Annotated in this window: 23 protein-coding genes; 13 read left to right on the top strand and 10 right to left on the bottom strand. The window is 68.6% G+C overall.

Going from position 1 to position 20,788, the window contains the following annotated elements; genetic code table 11:
• Positions 1–168: 168 nt before the first annotated feature.
• Positions 169–411 (top strand): holin, encoded by a 243-nt coding sequence (locus DQW85_RS38865; RefSeq protein WP_113704736.1) that lies wholly within the window; start codon positions 169–171, stop codon positions 409–411.
• A gap of 69 nt (positions 412–480) precedes the next feature.
• Here the strand turns inward: DQW85_RS38865 and DQW85_RS38860 are convergent, their stop codons facing one another.
• The 5 genes from DQW85_RS38860 to DQW85_RS38840 all read right to left on the bottom strand — a co-directional run bounded on the left by DQW85_RS38860 (position 481) and on the right by DQW85_RS38840 (position 4,568).
• Entirely contained in the window at positions 481–969 is a 489-nt protein-coding gene (locus tag DQW85_RS38860; RefSeq protein ID WP_113704735.1) for a hypothetical protein, read from the bottom strand.
• A gap of 107 nt (positions 970–1,076) precedes the next feature.
• Positions 1,077–1,832 carry a GntR family transcriptional regulator gene (locus DQW85_RS38855; RefSeq protein WP_113704734.1) on the bottom strand — a complete coding sequence of 252 codons (756 nt, stop codon included), beginning with the start codon at positions 1,830–1,832 and terminating at the stop codon, positions 1,077–1,079.
• 46 nt (positions 1,833–1,878) lie between these two features.
• Positions 1,879–2,022 (bottom strand): hypothetical protein, encoded by a 144-nt coding sequence (locus DQW85_RS38850; RefSeq protein WP_162795721.1) that lies wholly within the window; start codon positions 2,020–2,022, stop codon positions 1,879–1,881.
• 285 nt (positions 2,023–2,307) lie between these two features.
• Positions 2,308–3,207, bottom strand: coding sequence for a phosphotransferase family protein (locus tag DQW85_RS38845; protein ID WP_113704732.1), 900 nt, complete (start codon positions 3,205–3,207; stop codon positions 2,308–2,310).
• Positions 3,207–4,568 carry an NsdA family TPR-like regulatory protein gene (locus DQW85_RS38840; RefSeq protein WP_113704731.1) on the bottom strand — a complete coding sequence of 454 codons (1,362 nt, stop codon included), beginning with the start codon at positions 4,566–4,568 and terminating at the stop codon, positions 3,207–3,209. The genes DQW85_RS38845 and DQW85_RS38840 overlap by 1 nt, the downstream gene beginning before the upstream one ends.
• A 163-nt stretch (positions 4,569–4,731) precedes the next feature.
• Here DQW85_RS38840 and DQW85_RS38835 point away from each other — a divergent pair, with 163 nt between their 5' ends.
• The 7 genes from DQW85_RS38835 (at position 4,732) to DQW85_RS38800 (ending at position 13,166) form a co-directional block, all read left to right on the top strand.
• Positions 4,732–5,106, top strand: coding sequence for a hypothetical protein (locus tag DQW85_RS38835; RefSeq protein ID WP_113704730.1), 375 nt, complete (start codon positions 4,732–4,734; stop codon positions 5,104–5,106).
• The gene (locus DQW85_RS38830) at positions 5,106–5,438 is read left to right on the top strand and encodes a hypothetical protein (RefSeq protein ID WP_113704729.1); all 333 of its coding nucleotides are present in this window, start codon (positions 5,106–5,108) and stop codon (positions 5,436–5,438) included. Before DQW85_RS38835 ends, DQW85_RS38830 begins: the two co-directional genes overlap by 1 nt.
• 1,159 nt (positions 5,439–6,597) lie before the next feature.
• A complete protein-coding gene (locus tag DQW85_RS38820) occupies positions 6,598–6,771 on the top strand; it encodes an FxLD family lanthipeptide (RefSeq protein WP_113704727.1) in 174 nt (57 codons plus the stop codon).
• A 63-nt stretch (positions 6,772–6,834) separates the two neighbouring features.
• Positions 6,835–8,862 (top strand): lantibiotic dehydratase family protein, encoded by a 2,028-nt coding sequence (locus DQW85_RS38815; RefSeq protein ID WP_113704726.1) that lies wholly within the window; start codon positions 6,835–6,837, stop codon positions 8,860–8,862.
• Entirely contained in the window at positions 8,859–9,923 is a 1,065-nt protein-coding gene (locus DQW85_RS38810) for a lanthionine synthetase C family protein (protein ID WP_113704725.1), read from the top strand. The genes DQW85_RS38815 and DQW85_RS38810 overlap by 4 nt, the downstream gene beginning before the upstream one ends.
• 47 nt (positions 9,924–9,970) lie before the next feature.
• The gene (gene fxlM / locus DQW85_RS38805) at positions 9,971–12,013 is read left to right on the top strand and encodes a methyltransferase, FxLD system (RefSeq protein WP_113704724.1); all 2,043 of its coding nucleotides are present in this window, start codon (positions 9,971–9,973) and stop codon (positions 12,011–12,013) included.
• Positions 12,014–12,029: 16 nt separating this feature from the next.
• A complete protein-coding gene (locus DQW85_RS38800) occupies positions 12,030–13,166 on the top strand; it encodes a hypothetical protein (RefSeq protein WP_113704737.1) in 1,137 nt (378 codons plus the stop codon).
• Between the two features lie 418 nt (positions 13,167–13,584).
• Here DQW85_RS38800 and DQW85_RS38795 read toward each other — a convergent pair whose 3' ends face one another.
• Complete coding sequence (locus DQW85_RS38795; RefSeq protein WP_113704723.1) at positions 13,585–13,878, bottom strand: hypothetical protein; 294 nt, start codon at positions 13,876–13,878, stop codon at positions 13,585–13,587.
• A 250-nt stretch (positions 13,879–14,128) separates the two neighbouring features.
• Complete coding sequence (locus DQW85_RS38790) at positions 14,129–14,536, bottom strand: UTRA domain-containing protein (RefSeq protein ID WP_113704722.1); 408 nt, start codon at positions 14,534–14,536, stop codon at positions 14,129–14,131.
• A 215-nt stretch (positions 14,537–14,751) separates the two neighbouring features.
• On the opposite strand from DQW85_RS38790, the gene DQW85_RS38785 reads away from it, so the two are divergent.
• From DQW85_RS38785 to DQW85_RS45130, 5 genes are all read left to right on the top strand, one after another.
• Complete coding sequence (locus DQW85_RS38785) at positions 14,752–15,060, top strand: hypothetical protein (RefSeq protein WP_113704721.1); 309 nt, start codon at positions 14,752–14,754, stop codon at positions 15,058–15,060.
• Positions 15,061–15,269: 209 nt separating this feature from the next.
• Positions 15,270–15,434 (top strand): hypothetical protein, encoded by a 165-nt coding sequence (locus tag DQW85_RS45135; protein WP_162795720.1) that lies wholly within the window; start codon positions 15,270–15,272, stop codon positions 15,432–15,434.
• Between the two features lie 80 nt (positions 15,435–15,514).
• Positions 15,515–15,781 (top strand): helix-turn-helix transcriptional regulator, encoded by a 267-nt coding sequence (locus tag DQW85_RS38780; RefSeq protein WP_205315734.1) that lies wholly within the window; start codon positions 15,515–15,517, stop codon positions 15,779–15,781.
• On the top strand, positions 15,778–17,142 hold the full coding sequence (locus DQW85_RS38775; RefSeq protein ID WP_113704719.1) for a tyrosine-type recombinase/integrase: 1,365 nt from the start codon (positions 15,778–15,780) through the stop codon (positions 17,140–17,142). The genes DQW85_RS38780 and DQW85_RS38775 overlap by 4 nt, the downstream gene beginning before the upstream one ends.
• Before the next feature lie 357 nt (positions 17,143–17,499).
• The gene (locus DQW85_RS45130) at positions 17,500–18,984 is read left to right on the top strand and encodes a hypothetical protein (RefSeq protein WP_162795719.1); all 1,485 of its coding nucleotides are present in this window, start codon (positions 17,500–17,502) and stop codon (positions 18,982–18,984) included.
• A gap of 309 nt (positions 18,985–19,293) precedes the next feature.
• Here the strand turns inward: DQW85_RS45130 and DQW85_RS38765 are convergent, their stop codons facing one another.
• From DQW85_RS38765 to DQW85_RS38755, 3 genes are all read right to left on the bottom strand, one after another.
• Positions 19,294–20,277, bottom strand: a complete 984-nt coding sequence (locus DQW85_RS38765; protein ID WP_113704717.1) for a YihY/virulence factor BrkB family protein — start codon at positions 20,275–20,277, stop codon at positions 19,294–19,296.
• Positions 20,274–20,567 carry a DUF4235 domain-containing protein gene (locus tag DQW85_RS38760; protein ID WP_113704716.1) on the bottom strand — a complete coding sequence of 98 codons (294 nt, stop codon included), beginning with the start codon at positions 20,565–20,567 and terminating at the stop codon, positions 20,274–20,276. Before DQW85_RS38760 ends, DQW85_RS38765 begins: the two co-directional genes overlap by 4 nt.
• A 6-nt stretch (positions 20,568–20,573) precedes the next feature.
• A partial coding sequence (locus DQW85_RS38755) for a hypothetical protein (RefSeq protein ID WP_162795718.1) occupies positions 20,574–20,788 on the bottom strand: 215 nt, incomplete at its 5' end.

Raw genomic sequence — 20,788 nt, 5'->3', positions numbered from 1 at the left:
CGTCTTTGGGACACCAAGCCCGTCAACCGCATCAGGAGGACGTCTCGGTGTTCAAGACCTTCGAAGACTTACTACCGCCGCGCCACATCTGATCTTGATGGCCTGCCCGCTCGGGCGGGCCTTTCACATGTCCAACTCCTTCTGGAGGATCTCATGCATGGAGAGCCCGTGACCTACGGCAAGTTGCCCGTCGAGCGGAAGGTCAGCGCCGCGACGGCGGGCAGCTACCTCGGCCTGGTCGCGGTCCTGACCGTCCTGCAGACGGTCAACGCGGACCTGGACCTGATCGCGTTCCTGCCGGACTGGCTGGAGTCACTGACGATTCCGCTGCTGCCCGGCCTCATCTCGTACGTGTCCGGTTACAAGGCCAAGCACACCGCCCGGCCCGATCTGCCGCCCGATCAGCGGTAGCCGCTGATCATAGATAGGCCCTGCTGTCCTTCGGGACGGCAGGGCCTCTTTCGCGTTTCTGGACGGTGGTCACGCTCGTTGTACGCGGCCGGCCGCGTCCGGGTGGCGGTTGAGATAGAGGAGAAGTTGCATGACGGGGGTGTCGGCGGTGCGGGCCTGGATACCGATGACGCTTGCTGGAAGGTCCGGTCCCGGTATGCCCTCCGACAGCAGGTACGCGCCGAACACGGTCCCTTCCGCGAGCTGTACGTCACCAGGCGCGGCCGACAGGCCGTGGACGCCCATGTCGATCTCAGCGGCTATGAGCGCCCGATCAACGGTGCTGGAAAAGGCGTCATTGTCGTCGAGGCCGCCCCGGTCGTCGTCCTGGAGACCGCCGCTGAGTGGAAGGAAGACGACCTCGATGGACACTTCATTCGGCAGGAGAGTGGTGAGGAGATGGCCGACGTGGCCGACCTGGAACTCCGCTGTCGCGGAGTTGCCAGCGCCGATTCGTAGAGGCGAGGCGGCAAAGCGTGCACGCAGAACATCAGCGAGTGCGCAGGGGTCGGAGGTCACATGGTCTCCCGATGGTCGGCCATATCAGCAGCAGAGGTCAGGCGTCGCCTCTACCGTATCGCCACATGTCCTAGCCGCTTCACTACCTGTCCTGCTGGCCTAGAGGGCTACAGCTGCATCTGCTCGTCCACGAACCTGACCCGGGCCGGGTTCGCAACGAAGCGCAGCAGCTCGACCAGGCGCCTGCGGCTGTCGGCGATCACCTGGTCGTAGGTGAGGACGTGCGCGCGAGGTGCAAGCTTCATCGCCTTCGCCTCGGCCTCGGTGGCCGGTCGCGTGCTGATGACGCGCCGCGTAATCGTGGCGGGTTCCATGCCTGCGCCGGCGAGGGCGTTGTAGACGCCGCCCTTGACCTGGCCCGGTTCCGCGATCGGCGTGTCGCGGACGAGGGAGAGCGGGTAGATAGCCTCGTCGAGGCGGACGGTGGTGTCGCCGATGGTCGCGTGCCGGGTGCGGATCGCGACCTCGTCGCCATCAGAAAGGTCCAGGAGTTCGGCCACGTCGGCGCTGACTGCCGTGACGGGCTCCTGTCGTACCTTGTCTGTGATCATCTGTCCTTCGACGCCTGTGCGTTCGCAGCACTGGGCCCAGGGGAGTGGGCCGTGGCCGTGCTGGCCGTGCAGGATGAGGTCCACCATGATCGGCCTGGGGTCTTGGACGATCATGCCTACGGCGGCGTTACGGCGGATGAGCTGCTCGGCCTTGAGGATCGCATAAACCTTGTTGAGGACGCTCTGGGATCCGAGACCGTACTTCGTCATCAGGTCTCGGGCATGGGGGAGGGGTTCGCCTATCTTGTAGGTTCCGTTGCGAATCTTGGTTCGCAGGTCGTCGGCGACTTCTTGATAGCGGGGCGCGGGCATAGAGTCATGTTATGCGCATAACGTGCGGTTGTGTGTGTGGGGCGCTCTACCGCTGCACGAAGTCGGGCTCCGGCATGGTGCGTGACGTCGTCCAGATCTCTGCGGGCTTCTTCCTCGGCCACGCCCCGGCCGGAGGGTGGAAGTACACCGTGACGCCGGGCTGCTGCTCCACGGAATCCAGCTTGCTCATCAGCTCCTGCCGCGCGCTGAGGGCGCGCGTCCTGGGCACGTCAGCGCGCACATCACCTCGCCGGCGCGCGTGCCGACCATGACCCGTACACGCTCGGCCCGAGCAAGGGTTGGTCGGGTGCACGCCATCATCACCGCGCCCGTCCGCGATTTCCAGGCGGACGGATCCGATGTGGTCCATGCGGAACACCTGCAGTGCATCCTCGGACACCAGCCATGCCGTCATGGTCACAGGGTGATGGACGATCGCAGCGTAGGGCAACCTGCACTTACGTCCGCTTCGGCCTCAAGGCACAGGTTTCCACGGCCACGGGCGAGGCCCGCGATCACCACGCAGACACGCCAACCGCAGCATCACCTCATCGCGCCGCGCGGGGTTCTCCGCGGCCACCTGGGCGGCCATGCATGTCATCCGAAACTCGCGGATGTCCCGCAGCGTCTCGAACCCCGCCCACGCTGTGACGTCGTGCCCGTACGCCCGAACGAACATTACGTAGTCTTCCGGGGTGATGCCGGCGATGCTGAACGCCTTCACGGCCGTGGAGGTCAGGTCCCATTCGGGTGGACCGATCGAGCAGCGCTCCAGGTCGAGTAGCACCACCTGGCCGTCGTCGGTGGAGACGACGTTCCCGATCCAGGCGTCTCCGTGTACGACGCTCTCCGGCAGTCCCTCGGGCAGCTCGGCATACCGCGCTTCCAGCTCGGTTAGGTGGCCGCGCATCCATGCCCGGTCCGCCTCGGCGAGCGTGGTCGCCCGGTCGATCCGCTCGGCCAGCCGTACAAACGGATCCAGGCGGCCGATGTCAAATTCGGTCGGGGGCGGCAGGTCGTGCAGGCGACGCAGCGCGGTCGCCACCTGCAGAGCCGTCCCGTGCTGGTGAGGAGGTAGTTCACGCCACCAGGTGACCGCGCGGCCCTCCACCTCGACGGGCTGGTCGACATCGGGCCAGGCTCGCACGGCCGGCACGTTGTTGGTCTCCAGCCATCTGGCCACCGACACCTCTCGCGCCGCGGCGGCGGCCTGGCCCGCGCGGGCGATACGGGCGATGATGCCGTCGGGGAGCCGGAAGAGGGCGTTCTCACCGAGCCGGATCAGCTCGGCCTCGGCCGGGTCGAGCCCGGCGCGGCGGCTGGCCGCGTCGAGCACCGACCGCGCGGCCACCTCGGTGTTGGAGGTCTGGGTCATCACTGAACCGCCGCCCGGATGCGGTGCCGCAGCTCGGCCACTGGCGTCCGCCGCTCGTGCGGGCGGGAGAACCGGGCGAGCTCGCGCATGTCGTCCTGGGCGCGGCGCGAACGGACTGTGCCCGCATCGGTGACTGCGCGCCCACCGATGGCGGCGGCCTCCTCGGGGTCACCGGCCGCCATCGTCAGGGAGGCGAGCTTGATACCGCTGATGGCGCGGGACCGAACGTAGGCGGCGGTATGTCCGGCCACCGCGCTGGCCAGCCTGTCAGATGCCTCGCCAACGTACTGGGCGTTGACCGCCTCGTGGATGACCTGCCCGTCGATCACCTTGCCGAGGGCCCGCACATCGATCGCCAGGTCGAACACCGCGTGCCCGGTGTCGCCTTGGTGCTGGGCGTCGTCGTAGTACCACATCCACGGCTTCTCCTCCGCGGGGTGGATGCGGTCGAACTCCTTGTCGGCCTCTTTGACGGCCTGCCACGTCTCCGACACCCTGCCCAACTTGGCGAATGCCCGCGCCTGGGCGGACCGCAGCATCGCGCGCTCGCCGGCCGTGAGCCTGTCGGCCCGTACGAGAGCGAACTCCACGAGGGTGAGCCCGTTGTCGGCGTCCCCGACCCAGATGGCTTGCCTCGCCATGCTGGACAGCACCTTGGCGCGAAGGTGCCAGTTGTTCGCCTCCTCCGTGCAGGCGAGTGCGAGGGCGAACATCTTGCGGGCGTCGTCGTGAGCGTAGGCGTCGAACGCCATGAACGCGGCCGCGTGCCCGAGCCAACCGACCGCTGAGTACAGAGGATCGTGCAGCTTGGCCGGGCATCGAGATTCCTTCAGAAGCCCTACCGCGAAGCGGAGTTGCGCGGCGACCGCCTCGCGGACTAGGCAGCCACCGTAGGTGTGATCCCAGGTGGTGAAGACGTTGGCGACGGTCCGTAGCTCGGAGATATCGGACGGTTGGACGACGGCGGGCGGACTGATGGCTTGGCCGGGCGCGGCCAGCTCGGCGAGGGGGACGGTAGCGGCTATCCCCATCGCAGTGCGGATGAACTGCTTGCGATCCACATCTGCAACGGTAACGGGCGGTTTGGTGCGCCGTCGGCGAGCGAATCCGAGGTCCTTGTCCTCATCTGCCCCGCAAATGGCCCGCAGGGCGTCCCGGTAGTCCTGTTGAGGCCACCTCACCAGCCCGCGTTCCATCTTGCCGATGTAGTTGGCGGTCAAGCCTGCCGTGCGGTTGCGCTCGTTCAGGATCCAGGCATTGACCAGGTCGGCGAGGTCCTGGCGGGATGCGCTCTCGCCGGGGGCTGATGGTGAGGGCACCCGTTCGCGCGCCTGCTGCAGCAGCACGTTGGGTTCCGGCATGGCGCACCTCCCTCGCGGGCATCGTCGCACAGGAGGGCATCGGCAGGCCCGCGAATCTGCCCCCGATCTGCCCCTTGACTGCCCCACTGGATGGCGTTCCCAAGCGCTCGACGTGACTCCAAGGTGGAGGGGACCCTTCACCGGATGTGAGGAGCGCCACACGATGCAGCCTCTTGACGCGGATCCTCACCGGCTCCGCGCCCGTCCGGCCGACGTCCCGGTCCTTCCCGGTGCGTCGACCTGGCTCACCCTCCTCGTGTCGACCGACCGAGGCAAGACGTGGCAGCCGAGCGGCACGCTCAACCTGCCCACAGTGCGGTACGACGCTGCCACGCGCCTGTTCCTCATGACCGCGATGAGCACGGCGGCCGAGGATTACGCCGCGGGCGTGGTGTGGCAGGCGCTCGCGTGGCCCGCCCGCGAGGGCGAGGAATGCCCGCCCGCCACACCGCCGGTGGTGTCCCTCCGCAGCGACGGTGAACCGGTCACCTCGAACGCTCCTTTAGATTCCACCCTCCTGACTTCTGAGGCCCCCTGATGATGACCGACGTACCTGCCGTTCCGCCCCCGAACGACAATCCCGCCACGGGCAACACCGAGGTGCTGAGCGACGAGAAGGCGCAGTTCCTGGCCGCGCAGATGCAGGAGTCGTGGGGCGGCCGCTGGCAGGTGATGTGGGAGCCCTGGGGCCGCAAGTTCCGGGCGTTCCCGGCGTATGACATGGACGTCAACACCCCGGTCGAGGGCGCCAATCTCCGTGAGCTGTGGCGGGCCGTCCTCGACGTCGACCAGGAGCTGTTGCGCGCCGTGGCCGAGGCCATCCCGGCGCACCCGCCCACGGTCGTCTACGTACCGCCCGGCTTCCTTTAGGAGGTGTTCGGGTGATCAAGCGAGACGTGGCCGGGCAGGCGGCCCGCGCTCGGACGGGGAGCTACGCCACGTCTTGGCGCGACCGGCCGAGAAGGTCCCGGCCCGGTCGCGCACTACGGCGCGGGTCTCACTTCCCCGGATGTCCATTCCCCGTCCGGCCCGCGCCGCCTGCTACCCGCAGCCCACGACGGAGCCCCTGTCCGGCCCTGCCTGCGGGATCCAACTCCGTCCGCGCCACCGGCCTCCCGCCGACCGGTGGGAAACGACCACTGCCACAACACGGTGATCCAATGAACCCGACAACAGTCGCCCACCTTCGGCTTTCCGCTCTCCGTAGGACCTATACGGACTACGAGCTCCTCCGCGGCAGGGATGAGTACGGTCACGAGTGCTGGCAGGCGCGCTTACGCGTGGAGATCACCCAGGCCATGCGGGATGCCGGGATTGTGGAGGTCGTGCAGCGGTCGGACTACATCTCACTTGCCTACGAGCTGCACCGCCAGGCGGTGACCCTTCACCCTTTCCGCGTCGTCCACCTAAATCCGCGGCCCCGCGCACACGCGTTGTGAGAGGAACCCGGATGGATCTCATCCTCCTCATCTACGGCGACCTGTGGAGTTCCGACCTGCCCCACGACGCGGCCTTGCGCCCTGGACTTGTCCGGGCATTCGCCCTCGCGCGCCGAGCGGCGCAACGACTGATCGGCCGCTGGCCGAGGCCGACGATGGCCGGCCTCAAACGGTGGAAACTGACGTCGGAATCCGACTGCGCACATAGCTCTCTGCCGCCGCAGGCCACGCCCATACCTCGCATGCGAGCCTGTGGCAGCCGGCCCCTGTGGACGGCCCGGCCCTGGAGCGGCCCACGGTCGTGGGACGGCGAGTCGGCGCGCCGTCCCACGACCTTCCTGCGCTCGCACGCTCAAAGGGACATGCGATGCAACCCCTCTCCCCGGAGGGCTATCACGGGTGGGTGCCAGACGATGGCCCGCTGGAATGGCGGCCGTGGCTGCGGAACCTGCTCGGCAAGCTCCTCCGCACCCCGCCCAGCGAGGACGGCCCACGCCACCGCCCTACGTCGTCGCGGGCTCCTGGCGGTAGCCCACATCCACCTACCCCACGTCAGGAAAACCCCCAACACAGGAGAAGGAGTACAGGACATGAGCACTCCGACCATCGAGCAGGCCGCCACGGTCGACGCGGGGGCGACGTTCGACCCGTTCGACCTCGACATCACCTTCATCGAGAACACCCCGGCGGCCGAGACGGTGCTGTTGTGCGGCACCGGCGACAACTGCGGGAGCTCCTGCCCGAGCGCCTGCACGACCTCCTAGTCCGCGCAGCGCGGGTCCAACCGGGCCCGCGCCCTCCTCATCCTCAGGAATGGAGAGTGCGTGATGACGCGGTCACGGCGGACCCTGTACCGGCGCACTGGCGCCGGGATGCTGCGCGCGGCGGTGAACCTTTCCGCCCCCGCCCTGCCGCAATGGCCAGGGCCCGACGCGCCCACAGAGCAGTGGCGTTCCTGGCTCGACCCGGTATGGGCCGATGACACCTTCCGCCGCGCGGTCTCCAACGCCAGCCCGGACCTTGCCCGCCAGGCGGAGGCAGTCTTGGACGGGCGATCGAACGCCCGCCGGGCGCGTCGCGCCGCGCTCGCACTCGCCCGGTACGCCATCAGGTATGAGCACCGGTCCACGCCGTTCGGCCTGTTCGCGGGCGTCTGCCTGATCGACTTCGGCGAAACGTCCGCCGTGCTCGTCGGGGAGGGTCACGAGATCTTCGCCCGAGCCGACCCTCAGGCGCTGGACGAGGCGATCATCGCCCGGGAGGCGGACGCCGCGTTGATGGCGGATGTCGAGGTGTGCGTCAACAACCTGACGCAGGTGCGCGATGGCCGCGTCTTCGTGCCGTCCAAGGGCGCGTCGGAGTTCTCCCTCGCGCTGACTCCCGCGCTGGCGCTCGTGCTCCAGGCGGCCAAGTCGCCCATCCGGCATGCGGCGCTCGCGGACAAACTCGCCGCAGAGTTCCCGCAGGTGGTCGAGCAGCGGCAGGCGGCGTTTCTCGCGGACCTGCTGCGCGTCCGCCTGCTGCGGTCGGCGCTACGTGCTCCCGCCACGATCGTCGACCCGGCAGCCGCCCTGCCCGTCGGCGCCTTGGATGTCCGCGAGCGGGAGGCATACGTGGACGTACGGCTGGACGCCGACGTGCGGCTGCCGGTGACGGTCGCGGTCGAGATGGAGACCGCGGCGACCGCGCTGGCCAGGCTCGCGCCCTACCCGGCCGGCACCGCGGCGTGGCGTCGCTATACCGGGCAGTTCGCCGCCCGGTGGGGCGAGGGCGCCGAGGTCCGCTTGGAGCAGCTCGTCGATCCCGACAACGGGTTGGGCCTGCCTGACGGGTTCGGCTCGGTGTCCGAGTCGCCCCGACCGATGTCGCGGCGCGACCGGCTGCTGTTGGAACTCGCCGGGACCGCCGCTGTAGAAGGCCGCCGCACGGTGATCCTGTCCGAGACGCTCCTCGAGGAGCTGGAGGCCGCCGCCGGCGAGCCGCCCACCACCCTCGCCCCGCACTTCGAAGTGTGCGCCCAGGTCCAGGCCCGTTCGCTCCGGGCGCTCGACCGGGGCAACTTCCGCGTCCGCGTTCACACCGTCTCCAGGGCGGCCGGCACGATGACCGGACGATTCCGGCACCTGTTCCCGCAGGCCGCCGCCGGGCAGGCGACTCTTCCCCCTGTCGATCCCGTCGCGGAACTGGCCCAGTTGTCGTTCCATCCCTCCCGCGTCGAGGCCGACCTGCTCACGCGCTCCCCGCGGGTCTTGCCGAAGATGGTCAGCGTCGGCGAGTTCCGGGGCAGCGACGAGGCGGTGCTCTTCCCTTCCGATCTGGTCGTGGGCCTGCGCGGCAGCCACCTCTACCTTGCGGTGGCCGCCACCGGGAAGCGCCTGGAGCTGCTGGCGCCGACAGCGATCAACTTCGTGTGGAACAACTTCACCCCGCCGCTGGTCCGGTTCCTGGCCGAGATCAGTCGTGCCGCGACTCCGCAGTTGACCTGGTTCGACTGGGGCACCGCCTGGACGCTGCCGTTCACCCCGGCGCTGCACTACCGGCGCAGCATCCTGGTCGCCGCTCGCTGGCAGCTACGAGCCCGCACGCTGCCCGGCCGTACGGCACGCCTGGACGAGTGGGCCGAGCAGCTGCACGCCTGGCGCGGCCGGGCGGGTGTGCCTGACCAGGTGCTCCTGGCCATGGACGACCAGCGCCTGCTGCTGGACCTCACCCGGGAGATGGACCTGGACTTGCTCCGCACGCACCTGGCCGGTTCCCACGTCGCGGTGCTCTACGACGCGCCACCTCCTGACGCGGACGGGTGGATCGGCGGGCGGGCCCACAGCATCGTCGTCGCGGTGAGGGCGAGCCGATGAGCCCGCCCAGGACGCAAGCCCTGGCCGAGGGCGCCCTCGGGAGGGCGCTGCTGCACATAGAGCGCGGCAACCTCGCCGCAGCGCGGCCCCTGCTGGCCGAGGCAGTCGTCGGCGGCGTCAGCACCGGCTCCAACGCATCCCTCTTCCACGGCGCCCCGGCACTGGAGTTCGTACTTGGCCGCGCCGGGTACGCCGACCGGACCGTCCAGGCAGCCGTCGACCACGTCGTGGCCGCTCGTCTCGCCGCAGCGCGTCGGCGGCGAGAGTCGGCGCGGCTGCCGATGCTGGCGGAGTTCGATCTCATCCGGGGACTCACCGGGCTGGGGGCGCTGCTGCTTACCCGGGCAGGCTCGCCGCCGCCGCTGCTGCAGGAGGTGCTGGCCCACCTGGTGACGCTGGCGGTCCCGGCCGAAACCGATGCCCGGGTCCTGCCCGGATGGTGGTCGCCGGACAGCCCCGGGCATCAAGAGATCGCCGGTGGTCACGCGAACAACGGCGTGGCACACGGCATCGCCGGCCCGTTGGCGCTCCTCTCCCTCGCCGCCCGCCGTGGCATCCTGGTGGAAGGCCAGCTCGAAGCGATCGAGACGTTCGCGACCTGGCTGGAGGAGTTCGGCGCCTCCTACTGGATCACCCTGGACCACCTACTCGCCGCCGAGCCGCAGCAGGCGCCACCCCTGCGCCCCTCCTGGTGCTACGGGGACCTCGGTATCGCCCGCACCCTCCAGTTGGCCGCGCTCGCGCTCGATGACGACGCCCGCCGGCAGAAGGCCGAGGAACTCGCCATCGCCGCCCTCACCGACTCGGCCCGCCTGGACCGGGTCACCGATGCCTCCCTCTGCCACGGCTGGGCCGGGCTGCTGACCGTCACGACCGCCATCGCAGCCGACAGCTCCACCCCTGACCGGTTCACCGACCCCATCTGGCAGACCCGCCAGCGGCTGGCCGGTGGCATCGCCGACCTGCCCAAGCCCGGGTTTCTGGAAGGGCGAGCCGGGGCGGTCCTGGCGTTGGAGGGCTCCAACATGACCGGCTGGACCCGCGCCCTGTTAATCCACTGACCCGCCGTACCCCGACCTTCGACCGAGCAGGAGTGAACACGAGAACAATGAACTCCGACGACGAGAATCTGCCGCTTCCCGACGAGCGGGAATGGTGGCAAGCCACCGTCCGCTGTCCAGGCGATGCCGGCGTGACTCCGAAAGCCGCGGCCGCGCTCGCGGCCGCGCTGTCCGGGCAGCGTTTCCACTTCGTGCGCAAGGAAGGAGGGCTCCGGCTGCGCACCGAGCGGCCCGCCGCCGGCCTGCTTGACCAGCTCGTCGCCGACGAGGTGGCGGCCGGTTGGGTTGACGGCATCTACGAGCCGGAGACCGACGCCTTCGGCGGCCCGCTGGGCATGGACATTGCCCACGAGGTGTGGTGCGCCGACAGCCCCGCAGCCTTGGCCGAGACCGGCAGCCCGCATGCCCGCGAGCGGTGCATCCTGCTGATCTCCACCATGAACCGCGCGGCCGCGCTCGACCCGTTCGAGATCGGCGACGTCTGGGCGAAGGTCGGCAACCTCCGCCCGGCGATCAACCCGCCCGAGACGGCCCACCGGGCGGAGGCTATCGCTGCCATGAGGCGCCTCATGAACGCCGACGCCGCCAAACGGGACACCACCGAACCCGGCTGGCTCGAGCGCGTCGCCGCTTTCGAGGAAGCTGGCCGCTGCCTGGCCCGGTTCGCGACCAGCGGGCAACTCCGGCGAGGTCTGCGCGCCGTCCTCGCCCACCATGCGATCTTCGCTTTCAACCGCGCCGCCATACCCGTGGCCGAGCAGGCCGCCGCGGCGTGGCTGGGCTGGCACGTCGCCTTCGGAGACGACGAGCCGACCGCCGTGTCTACCCGCCAGTCCGACCCAGCAACCCCTACTTTCAAGGGAATGGAGAGCACCATCACTACAACCACCGACCCCGCCGACCTGCGCAACGCCATGGTGGACAAGTTCACCGACTCCGGCCACCTGCGCACCCCCGCGATCATCGACGCTTTCCGGGAAGTCGAGCGCCACCGATTCATACCCGACGCCGACGTCGAGGCCGCCTACGTCAACGACGCCGTATCGATCAAACACAACGCGGACGGCGAGATGATCTCCTGCATCTCCGCGCCCTCGGTCGTCGCCACCCAACTGGAACAACTGGGCGCACAGCCCGGCCACAAGATCCTGGAGGCCGGAGCAGCCACCGGCTACAACGCCGCCCTCCTGGCACGGCTCGTGTCCCCCGGCGGGCACGTGTGGACCGTGGACGTTGACGCCGACCTCGTCAACACCGCCAGCAAGCACCTGGAGGCCGCTGGCGTGTCGAACGTGACCGTGCTGCTGGCCGATGGCGCGGCCGGACTCCCCGAGCACGCCCCGTTCGATCGGATCCAGTTCACCGTGGGCGCCGGCGACATCCCCCTCCCCGTCCTGGAGCAACTGGCCCCAGACGGCCGCCTGGTCATCCCGACGCGAATCCGCGGCAGCATCTCCCGGAGCTTCGCTTTCGAGCGCGACGGCGAGACCTGGAAGACCGTCTCCTGCGAGATGGCCACGTTCGTCCCGCTGCGCAAGGGCATCTGCGATGACGTCCGTACCACGGTCCCCATGGCGGGGGAGGGCAACGTCCGGCTGGAGACCTACAGCGAGCAGCTCGTCGACCGGGAGGCTATGCGGACCGTCTTGGACGAGCCATCCCACAAGCTCTACACCGGCGTGAAGTTCCGGCAGGGCTCGCCCTGGGAGTGGGTCTACCTGTGGCTGGCGTGCGTCCTGCCCAACGGCCTGTCCCGGATGCCTGGCGAGCGGCCCGGTTTCACCCCGCACTTCGGATGGGGTTCCATGGCCGCGCTCGACGGCGACAGCCTGGCCTACCTGACCGTCCGCGAGGGCGACGACGCCGAGGGCCGGTTCTGGGAGATCGGCGTCATCGGCCACGGCGCGCGCGCCGCCTCCCTCGCCGAGCAGGTCGTCGCCGCGATCGCCGAGTGGGACCGCGACTACGGCAACGACGCCCCCGCTCCCGGCTTCCGGATGGCCACGGCCGCCAACCGTGACCTGCTGAAGGCCGCCGACCCGCGCTTCATCATCGACAAGGCCAACAGCCGACTCGTCGTCGACTGGTAGAAGAGGGGGCAGCGTGATGAACCCTGCGATCGCCCGCCGTATCCCGCTGGTCTGCCGGCCTAAGCCTCCTGGGCTTCCACTGCGCAGGCGCATTGCAGAGCTCACCGCGCTGACCGTCGAGGTGCCCGGCGCGGACCACCCTCAGCGGGTGGCCCGCGCCAGTGGAGTCCTCAACTTCGCCGCGCTCATTGCCTCCGACAGCGGGATGCCCGACCTGGCCGCCGAACTGTGCTGGCGGCAGCACAAAGTCTTCGCCGAAGCCGGAGCCCTCGACCAGGACATCGCCGTGATGTCGCTGATGCCGCTGGTGAACATCGCCCGACTCCTGATCCGCGGAGGGGACGGCAGCGGCGCCTTCACGGTGCTTCAGCAGTTGTACCGCGCCGCGCAGCAGCGCGGCGCCACCATCATCCGTGATCACGACGTCGACCTGTCGCCGTTGATCCAGACCGTCGCAGACCACCGCAAGATCTGCACGGAGCTGTGGGTCGCCCTGCTGGTCGACGGTGCCAGAGCCCTCGCCAGCGCCGGCCGTTGGACCGAGGCAGCCGAATCCATGGCTGCGCACCGTGGCGTCGGTCAGCGGCTTCTCGACGGCCGCCAGATTACGATCATGTCGCTGGTGGAGCAGGACCTCCACCGGCAGGCCGCCGACATGATCGACTCCAGCATCCCGGCAGAGCCCTGGGAGAACGCCGGCGCAGCCATCTTGCGCATCTACTGCCGGCCGACGACGTCGACGCCATCACAGCACGAACTGGACCATGCGGTGCGGGAAGCACTCGCGCTGATCGCCGACCCTGAACCGATGACCGCGGCGTTCCGGGCTCGGCTTGGCCTGACCGTGCTCGATCTGACTGCCGACCGGCCAACAGCGCACGACGCCGAGCTGCGGTCCGCTGCTATCGGCGTGGCCTGCTCGGACGCCTACGCTGCCCGGGACGTCCTCGGGCACCACGGGATGCGCTCCCGCATGACCCCACAGCAGGAACAGGACCTCGCCGGCGTGCTCGCCGCCTCGGGGTTCGGCGCAGGAAGCCTCCCAGCAGCCCACTTGGACGCCCTCACCGCCGCAGTCCGTCAAGGCGAGGGCAGCCTGCGCGCCCTGCTCGGCACGCCCACGAGGGTCGTCAGCGGGCACGCGCCGACCTAAGAACCAACTCGGCCGTGGTTGTGCCCCCGCAAAACCCAGGTGCCTGTCGCGTACTCGGTGGCATGCCCCGTCGCTGACCAGCTCGGCGTGCGAGCTGTGCTCGCCGGAGGCACCGTTATCGTCGTGAGCGGTGCTATGGCCGCAGCGTGCATGCCTGAGGTGCGTCAATCGAACACGCGGCTCTATCGCGACACCGTGACACCGGCGTGACCTCGAAATACGAGCCCGTGTGCACGCGCAGCCGCCCGGTCCTGCCCTGGTCGGCGATGTGGCAGCTAGGCCGGGGGAGCGGCCAGCGCGGCTACTCCTTGCAAGAGCGCGATTTGAGCCCGCGACCTTATGAGCCCGTCGAGCTACCAAGCTGCTCCACCCCGCTATCTAAGCTCTGGAAGGTGAGGCGCTTATGGGCTGTCGTCTGCTAGAGCGGGGTGAACCACCACAACATCCACACGACAGCGGCAACGGCCACTCCAAGCAATGTCGCAGCGACCACACTCAGGCCGAAAGCCGAGGACGCGAGTATGAACACCAGGATTCCTGGCGTGCCCGCGATCAGAAAGTGGACCCAGTCGATGGCAGGATCGAAGTGCCCTCTGTCCGTGGACGCCGTGTTCGGCGAGTGGCGATCAGACCATTTCACTAATCCAACCAGGCCGCTCACTACGGTGACGATTCCAGCCAAGATCGAGACCACGGTGTCTACGTCATCCATCGACACTCTCCTGGGCTGATGCTGGGGGCGGACGTAGCCAGCGGATAGCAATCGGCCGGTCGAGCTGGTGGCTGCCATCCACCGGAGCACCCCTATAGCCTGACATAGCGTGAGCTGATCGTCACTGGAGTAGGTATAAGAGGTGCACAGGGGAGGAGAGGACGAACCGTCCATACCGTGTCTAGGACAGACGAGATCAAGGCAGAAGGGCCTTACGGGATGCCGGGCGGCGGGGGCGGTTGATCCAGGCTTAGTCCTTCAGTTGAACCCGGTAGCGCAGCTTGGACAGGTGCGTCGGGATGACGAACGTCGTTACTTTCACGGGCCGGCCGTCGCGAGTTTCGCCGATGTGGAGAATGTCGAATACCCGCTGGTCCTCGTTCAGCCCAAGGAACTCCTCTTCCGGCTCAGGCGGCCGGACCTCGATGGTGTCCTCCAGCGCTGCCTGGGCCTGATCGAGATCAGCGAGTCGGCTGCTGAGCCCGCCGACTCCGGTGTCCTCCTCCTCGATGGCCGTGCCTTCCGCAATTTCCAGCGGAACATAGGTGAGGGCGATCTGGTAGGGCACGTTCCGGCCTGCTGGAGCCTTGACCGACATGTAGCGGGCCCCCATCACGAGGCTGATCTCCTCGGCGCTGACTCCGAGCACGTCAGCCACCCGCTGTGGAGGTCGGACGCGCTCAACTAGGCCCGACGTCGCTGCGGCGCAGGAGAAGGTACTGTCGCTGCTGGCCGTGCCAGCGAGGGGTTGACGGCGGCGGAGCTGATGGTGCGATCGGGGCTACCGATGGCGTTTCGGGTGGCGGCGTCGCTGGTGGAACAGGGGCAGGCGCGAGTGGTCGGTGGCCGCTATGTGGAGATGCGGAGGGCGTCATGATCGTATTACTGCGGGGCGCGTTGGTGGCGGTGTGGCTGGCCTGGGCGCAGGTCCTCGGCGTACTCGCCGGGGTGTCCCATCCTGGCTTGCTGATCGTGCCCGCCGTGGTGCTGGTGGCAGCCTGCCTGGTGCCGTTGGTCGGCGTGGGCGCCAGATCGTATGCGGTTGCGCTGACGCTCACGGCTGCGTGGCTGCTGGGAGTGGCGACGTGGGGACTGGTCGGCGCCAGCATCCTGCTCGTCACGGCGTGCGTGGCACTGCCCATGATCGCAGACTCCAGCTTTGCGACAAAACGACAAAAGTGACGCCTCATGTCGTGAGCTGGACAAACAGCTCAAGAGCGCTATGGTGTCCCTGTTGCAACTGTTGCGAGAGTGTGCCACGAAATGCAACATCTCCCGCCACAAGGCATCACGACCCGCAACTCCCGCGCCCCTCGTTCGCGACGTCTCAGACCGCAACTATCACTGCCCACGCACGCCACCTGCTCCACCCGCCACCTGGAGGAACCAGCTTGAAGATCCGCGCCATCTGCCTGCCCGACGAGATCGCCCAGGCTGCTGAAGCCATCGCCCGCACCTTCGACGTCATCGAGATCTCTGACCCGCTGCCCTGTCAGGGCACCAGCCGCAACGTGCGCATCTACATCGAGGCACGGCTCCCGCAGTCTGCCAAGTAGCACGACGGCCCCGGGCAAGCCGGCAAGCACCACCCGGGGCCGCACCCCTACCGCCTTGAACGAATAGGAGTGGCTCCATCATGGCCGCATCCAGCCGTCGTAACCAACCGGGCCGCCCCCATGGCTCGACGATGCCCGAGGCCGCGCCCGAGACCGCAGCAGGCGACGAAGACGAGTGGCTCACCGTCCCCGAGATCATGACGGCGCTGAAGATCCACCGGAGAACCTGGCAGCACTGGCGGACTCGCAAGCGCACGCCCAAGATGCACCGGCTTCCCAACGGTGAGTTCCGCATCCACCGGGATGACTATCAGGCGTGGCTCGCCGGGCTCGAGGTGACCGCGTGAGCAGGTCGTACAAGGTCAAGTTCTGGAAGACCCGACGCACCCCCAGCAAAAAGCCGTCGTACCAGGTGCGCTGGGTTGTTGAAGGCGAAGCCCAGTGCAGCACATTCGGCATGTCGGAACAGGCCGAGAACTTCCTCTCCGAACTTCGCCAGGCCGCTCGGCATGGCGAATGGTTCGACACCGACACTGGCCTGCCCGAGTCCATGCTGAAGGCCCGAAACTCGCGCACTTGGCTGCAATTCGCTCGGGCCTACGTGAACCGCCGCTGGCCGCACCAAGCGGCCAAGTCCCGCGAAGGCACCATCGAAACCCTGGTCGCAGTGACGCTGGCGCTGACGACTGACCAGAAAGGCCGGCCCGACGACGAGCTGTTGCGCCAGGTGCTGCGGCAGCACGTCTTTCTCCCCGAGGATCGCCAGTCTGAGCCTGATGGGCGGGCCGCCGCGGCGGCGCTGCGCTGGCTGGAGGCGGCATCGCTGCCGATGACGGAGCTGAACGAGGCCCGCCACGCTCGTGTAGCGCTGGAGGCGTTAGCCGTATGCCTGGACGGTGAGGCGGCGGCCAATTCAACGTTCCGGCGCAAGCGGATGGTGTTCCATCACGCCCTGGAGTACGCCTTCGAGCTCGGCGAGGTCAGCACGAACCCGCTCGATCGGGTCAAGTGGAAACCACCCAAGTCGAACTACGTGGTGGACCGGCGCGTGGTCGTCAACCCCCAGCAGGCACGCGCACTCCTGGACGCCGTGATCTGCGTCGGTCGTACGCGTGGGCGGATGCTGTCGGCGATGTTCGCGTGCATGTACTTCGGTGGCCTCCGCCCGGCCGAAGCGCAAGGACTGCGCAAAAGGGACTGCGTCCTCCCTTTCGAGGGGTGGGGGCAGATCACGCCAACCAAGACCCGACCGCAGAGCAACAGCCGGTACACCAACTCCGGCCGTTCCTACGATGTCCGAGGTCTTAAGCACCGCGAAGAGAAGGAAGACCGCCCGGTGCCGATCCCACCGGAGCTGGTCGCCATCCTTCGCGAGCACATCGCGACGTTCGGGGTCGGCGATGACGGCCGGCTCTTCCGGACCCGCACGGGTGGCACGTTCTCCGGTTCGGCCTACGCGAAGGTCTGGCAGGAGGCACGAAAACTCGCGCTCACCCCGGAACAGGTCGATTCACCGCTGGCTGGCCGCCCCTACGACCTACGGCACGCCGCGGTGTCGCTGTGGCTCAACGCCGGCGTGCACGCGCCCGAGGTTGCCGCACGGGCCGGGCACAGCGTGGATGTGCTTCTGAAGATCTACGCCAAGTGCATCGACGGCCAGCGCGAGGTTGCTAATCAACGTATCGAGGAGGCATTGGACGGTTCATGACCCACAACCTGGCCTACGGACTATACGCGGCATGACCAACGCCGCCACGCTCTCCATTGCGCCCTCCGCCGCAGGTCGTAGAGCCTTTGCTTGCATAAAGCGACTTTCCACTTCTAATCCGACGGTCGCAGGTTCGAATCCTGCAGGGCGCGCTTACCTGTCCAGAGAAAACCTGGGCCTGACCTGCGGTAACGCCTGCCCGCCGCCGCTCGGCGTGTGCCACGGTGTGCCAGCCTCGGCCCGCACGTGCCGCCGCTCGCGGAATATACGCGGAATGATCTCGCCGTCCACGGCCGCCTCTTGCGCGGGTGGGGCCGAGTGACGGCGGCAGCTGGCGCGGCTTGTCAGGAGGAGGCGTTGACCGGCACGCCTGGCAGTGGCGTCGCGCCTTCCTCCAGATCGTTTCCACGGGAACATGTGCAGGTTCCTCGTTCGCTGCTGCGCTCGCCTTCGCATGGCGCCCTGGCGGTGGCCGTGTGGGCGATGTACGAGACGTTGATGCCCCGCGTTCTGGGTGGTGGCCGGGCTCCGGCGTTCGCGCGGCGCTGCTGGGTTGCCGAGACGTTGGGCGTGAGCGAGAAGACCTTGGACGGCGCGCGCCGCGAGCTGCTGGCCGACGGCTCGGGTGGGCCCTGGCTGGCCCGCTCCAGCCCGTTGGGGGCCAAGCGCGCGGTGCGGCATGCGGCTTTGCGGCTGCCCCGTGAGACCGGCGAGCCGTACGTGGCGGTGCCGGCCTGGACGCTGGATCTGCTGTCGGCCTGCGGCGAGCCGGGCCGACACGTCTCGCCGAGTGCCTGGCGGACGTATGCACTGTTACTGCTGGTCAGGCAGGGTGGGCCTGAGGAGTCGCTGGAGACCTCCGTCGCTTACCTGGGCAGCCTGCTGAACGCCTCGGCCGATACCGGCCGGCGCAGGCTTCGGGAACTGGAACGCGCCGGTCTGGTGGAAGTCACCGCGCGCCGCGGCGGCCGCCTCCTAGTGCGCCCTGTGCTGGACCCGGACGAGGCCGCGCAAGTCGTAGTCACATACGCCTCACAAGGCAGGCGACACACCATCAGCCCCTCGCAACCCAGGGCATTCACCCCTGGCAAAGACGGGCAGTCACCCCTGGCAGATCCGGGCACTCCACAGAAGGCACATGATCATAAGACATCATCGCTGGACGTATCTCGGCCTCCCGCCGCAGGCGACGTACAGGTGGTAGACGGCCACCCGCGAGACAGCGGAAGGCCGATTTCTCCGATGCGTCCGACATCGCAGGCACTGCGGGACTCGGTGGCGGCGCGGCAGGCCGCCGAGCTCTACCGTCAGGCCGTCCCCACGCCGCTGGCCCAGCGCATCCCGGCCTTCGGTCGGCGCCGCGTGCTGGCCGCCATCGTCGCCGAGCTCGCCGCCAGGACGCCGGTGGAACTGGCCGAGCGGATCGGCAGGCGCTGGGAGCCGTGGCGGTGGCGCGACGACATCACCGACCCCACCGCGGTGGCCATCACGATCGTCCGGCGCGGCTATCACTGCCCTGACGTTCGCTGCGAGGAACACCACCGTCTCGACACCGGGCAAGCCTGCGCAGCCTGTGCCCAAATCGCCTCTGTGATAGTCCGCCGGCGCGCAGGCGCGCCAGACTCCGGTGAGGATGTCGACGCTGGTTCCACGAGTTCTGGGTCGCCGCCCGGACTAGCGCCTGCCCCCGAAGTACCTGCAGCCCAGTCGTCCCAGCCGCCGACAGCCGCCACGACGAAACCCGGCAACCCGCCATACGAGAACTCTGCCTACCGAGCCGCGCGTGCTGCAGTCGACGCGCTCCGTAGACGGCGCCAGCATCCCCTCAACCAAAGGTGCTAGGCCGAGCCAACATGAGTCGGTGCCCAGCAGCAGATTATGATCGTTCGATGGCACCTGCATCCTCGGCAGCACGAGGTGGGACCTGGCCAAGTGGGACAGGGGGCGAGGTCAACGGCCTGGCGGGTCTGGCCAACTTTTGGGCCAAGCAGGGCCCGCCCTGAAGGCGACAACGGCCGTCGGCACGGCCGCGGGCACCGTGCCGGACCGCCCCGAAGGCCGTCCCGGAAGTGTCATATCTGTCCTCGTCTGTCTCGATCCACGCTATGGATCAAGGCCGGACCGCCGCGGATGTCCATATCGGCGTGAGTCTCACCTTTGGTCGTGGTCGTCGGATGTGCGGGTGTCGCGTGGCTGAACGTAGGGCTCTTGGTCTTCGGGGTGTCCGCCGGCGATGGCGCGGCCGCGTTCGAGTTCGGCGTTGAGTTCGGCGCCAAGCAGGATGGCGGTGTTGGTGATCCACAGCCACACCAGGAAGATGATCATTCCCGCGATGCTGCCGTAGGTCTTGTTGTAGGAGCCGAAGTTGGCAACGTAGAAGGCGAAGCCGGCGGAGGCGATCAGCCATACGATCAGGGCCAGCACGCCGCCGGCGGTGACCCATCGAAATCCGCGCTTGGCGTTGGGCGATGCCCAGTACAGCAGCGCGAACAGGAAGCTGACGACCAGCAGAAGGATCGGCCACTTGGCGATGTTCCATGCGGTGACCGCGGCCGAGCCGAGTCCGAGGATGTCGCCGGCGCGCTGGGCCAGCGGCCCGGAGATCACGACAGCGATGGTGCTGGCCGACAGCAGCACCAGGGTGATGAGGGTGACGGCGATCCGCAGCGGGATCGTCTTCCAGATCGGCCGGCCCTCGGGGACGTCGTAGATGGCGTTGGAGGCGCGCATGAACGCGGCCACATACCCCGACGCCGACCACACGGCGACGGCCAGACCGGCAAGGGCCACCAGGCCGGCGCTCTGCCCGCGCTGCAGCTCGGTGAGCGCGTTGGTGAGTACCTGCTTGACCGCGCCGGGCGCCAAATCTCCCACGTTGGTGATCAATGACTGCGACACCGACGCGCCGCCCAGCCCCACCAGCGAGATGACCACCAGCATGGCCGGGAAGATCGACAGCACGCCGTAGTAGGTGAGCGCGGCCGCCCAGTCCGGCAGGTTGTCGTCCTTGAACTCGACGAAGGTCCGCTTGAGCGCACCCCACCACACGGTGCGCCCCAGCTCGGTCGGCCGATCCGGGGCCCGGCCGCCGGCCGGTCTGCCCGGTCGGCCGGCGGCGTCGGTGCGCTTGTTCATGCCCGTGCGCTTTCGCGGGTTTGGCGTCGGTCATCGCCGGGCCAGCGCCCGGTCGTCTTGCGAACACCGTGCGCGCCGGCGCGTTGAACGGCCGCCTTCACCAGGCCGAAGATGGCTCCCTGCAGCATCGCGGCCGCCAGCACTTGACGCCAGCTGTAGTTCTCATCGTCGGCGTCAGGGGCGTCGTCCTGGCCTGCGGCGAGCTTCCATATCTGCTTGAACAGCGCACCGGCGATCAGCCCGCCCAGCACGCTGAACAGCAGCGACAGCGGCTTGTAGAGCAACGCCATGACAGCTCACCCCACTCCGGCGTGCCGGCGAGCCCGGCGCCGGCGCAGCCACCTGAACACGATCAGGACGCTCGCCGCGGCGGCTGCGCCCTGCGCTCTGGGCGTGGCCATGACCGTGCCGGCCAGGCCGGTGGCCGTGTGGCGCACCCGCACACTGCCCTGCCGGGCGGTGTGCACCGCTCGCTGCCAGGGGCTCTGCCGGCGGGCGTCGCGACGGCGCC

Source organism: Nonomuraea lactucae, assembly GCF_003313395.1.
GTDB classification, from domain to species: Bacteria; Actinomycetota; Actinomycetes; order Streptosporangiales; family Streptosporangiaceae; genus Nonomuraea; species Nonomuraea lactucae.
Note: the sequence above shows the minus strand (reverse complement) of the source record. Positions and strands in the feature narration are given on the sequence as shown.

Excerpts from the sequence above, each read along its gene's own strand:
- DQW85_RS38765 (WP_113704717.1), bottom strand. The coding sequence starts at position 20,277 with ATGAACAAGCGCACCGACGCCGCCGGCCGACCGGGCAGACCGGCCGGC.
- DQW85_RS38810 (WP_113704725.1), top strand. The coding sequence starts at position 8,859 with ATGAGCCCGCCCAGGACGCAAGCCCTGGCCGAGGGCGCCCTCGGGAGG.
- DQW85_RS38855 (WP_113704734.1), bottom strand. The coding sequence starts at position 1,832 with ATGCCCGCGCCCCGCTATCAAGAAGTCGCCGACGACCTGCGAACCAAG.
- DQW85_RS38780 (WP_205315734.1), top strand. The coding sequence starts at position 15,515 with ATGGCCGCATCCAGCCGTCGTAACCAACCGGGCCGCCCCCATGGCTCG.
- DQW85_RS38845 (WP_113704732.1), bottom strand. The coding sequence starts at position 3,207 with ATGACCCAGACCTCCAACACCGAGGTGGCCGCGCGGTCGGTGCTCGAC.
- DQW85_RS38760 (WP_113704716.1), bottom strand. The coding sequence starts at position 20,567 with ATGGCGTTGCTCTACAAGCCGCTGTCGCTGCTGTTCAGCGTGCTGGGC.
- DQW85_RS38815 (WP_113704726.1), top strand. The coding sequence starts at position 6,835 with ATGACGCGGTCACGGCGGACCCTGTACCGGCGCACTGGCGCCGGGATG.
- DQW85_RS38840 (WP_113704731.1), bottom strand. The coding sequence starts at position 4,568 with ATGCCGGAACCCAACGTGCTGCTGCAGCAGGCGCGCGAACGGGTGCCC.
- DQW85_RS38835 (WP_113704730.1), top strand. The coding sequence starts at position 4,732 with ATGCAGCCTCTTGACGCGGATCCTCACCGGCTCCGCGCCCGTCCGGCC.
- DQW85_RS38850 (WP_162795721.1), bottom strand. The coding sequence starts at position 2,022 with ATGAGCAAGCTGGATTCCGTGGAGCAGCAGCCCGGCGTCACGGTGTAC.
- DQW85_RS38785 (WP_113704721.1), top strand. The coding sequence starts at position 14,752 with ATGATCGTATTACTGCGGGGCGCGTTGGTGGCGGTGTGGCTGGCCTGG.
- DQW85_RS38800 (WP_113704737.1), top strand. The coding sequence starts at position 12,030 with ATGAACCCTGCGATCGCCCGCCGTATCCCGCTGGTCTGCCGGCCTAAG.
- DQW85_RS38795 (WP_113704723.1), bottom strand. The coding sequence starts at position 13,878 with ATGGATGACGTAGACACCGTGGTCTCGATCTTGGCTGGAATCGTCACC.
- fxlM (WP_113704724.1), top strand. The coding sequence starts at position 9,971 with ATGAACTCCGACGACGAGAATCTGCCGCTTCCCGACGAGCGGGAATGG.
- DQW85_RS38830 (WP_113704729.1), top strand. The coding sequence starts at position 5,106 with ATGATGACCGACGTACCTGCCGTTCCGCCCCCGAACGACAATCCCGCC.
- DQW85_RS38820 (WP_113704727.1), top strand. The coding sequence starts at position 6,598 with ATGAGCACTCCGACCATCGAGCAGGCCGCCACGGTCGACGCGGGGGCG.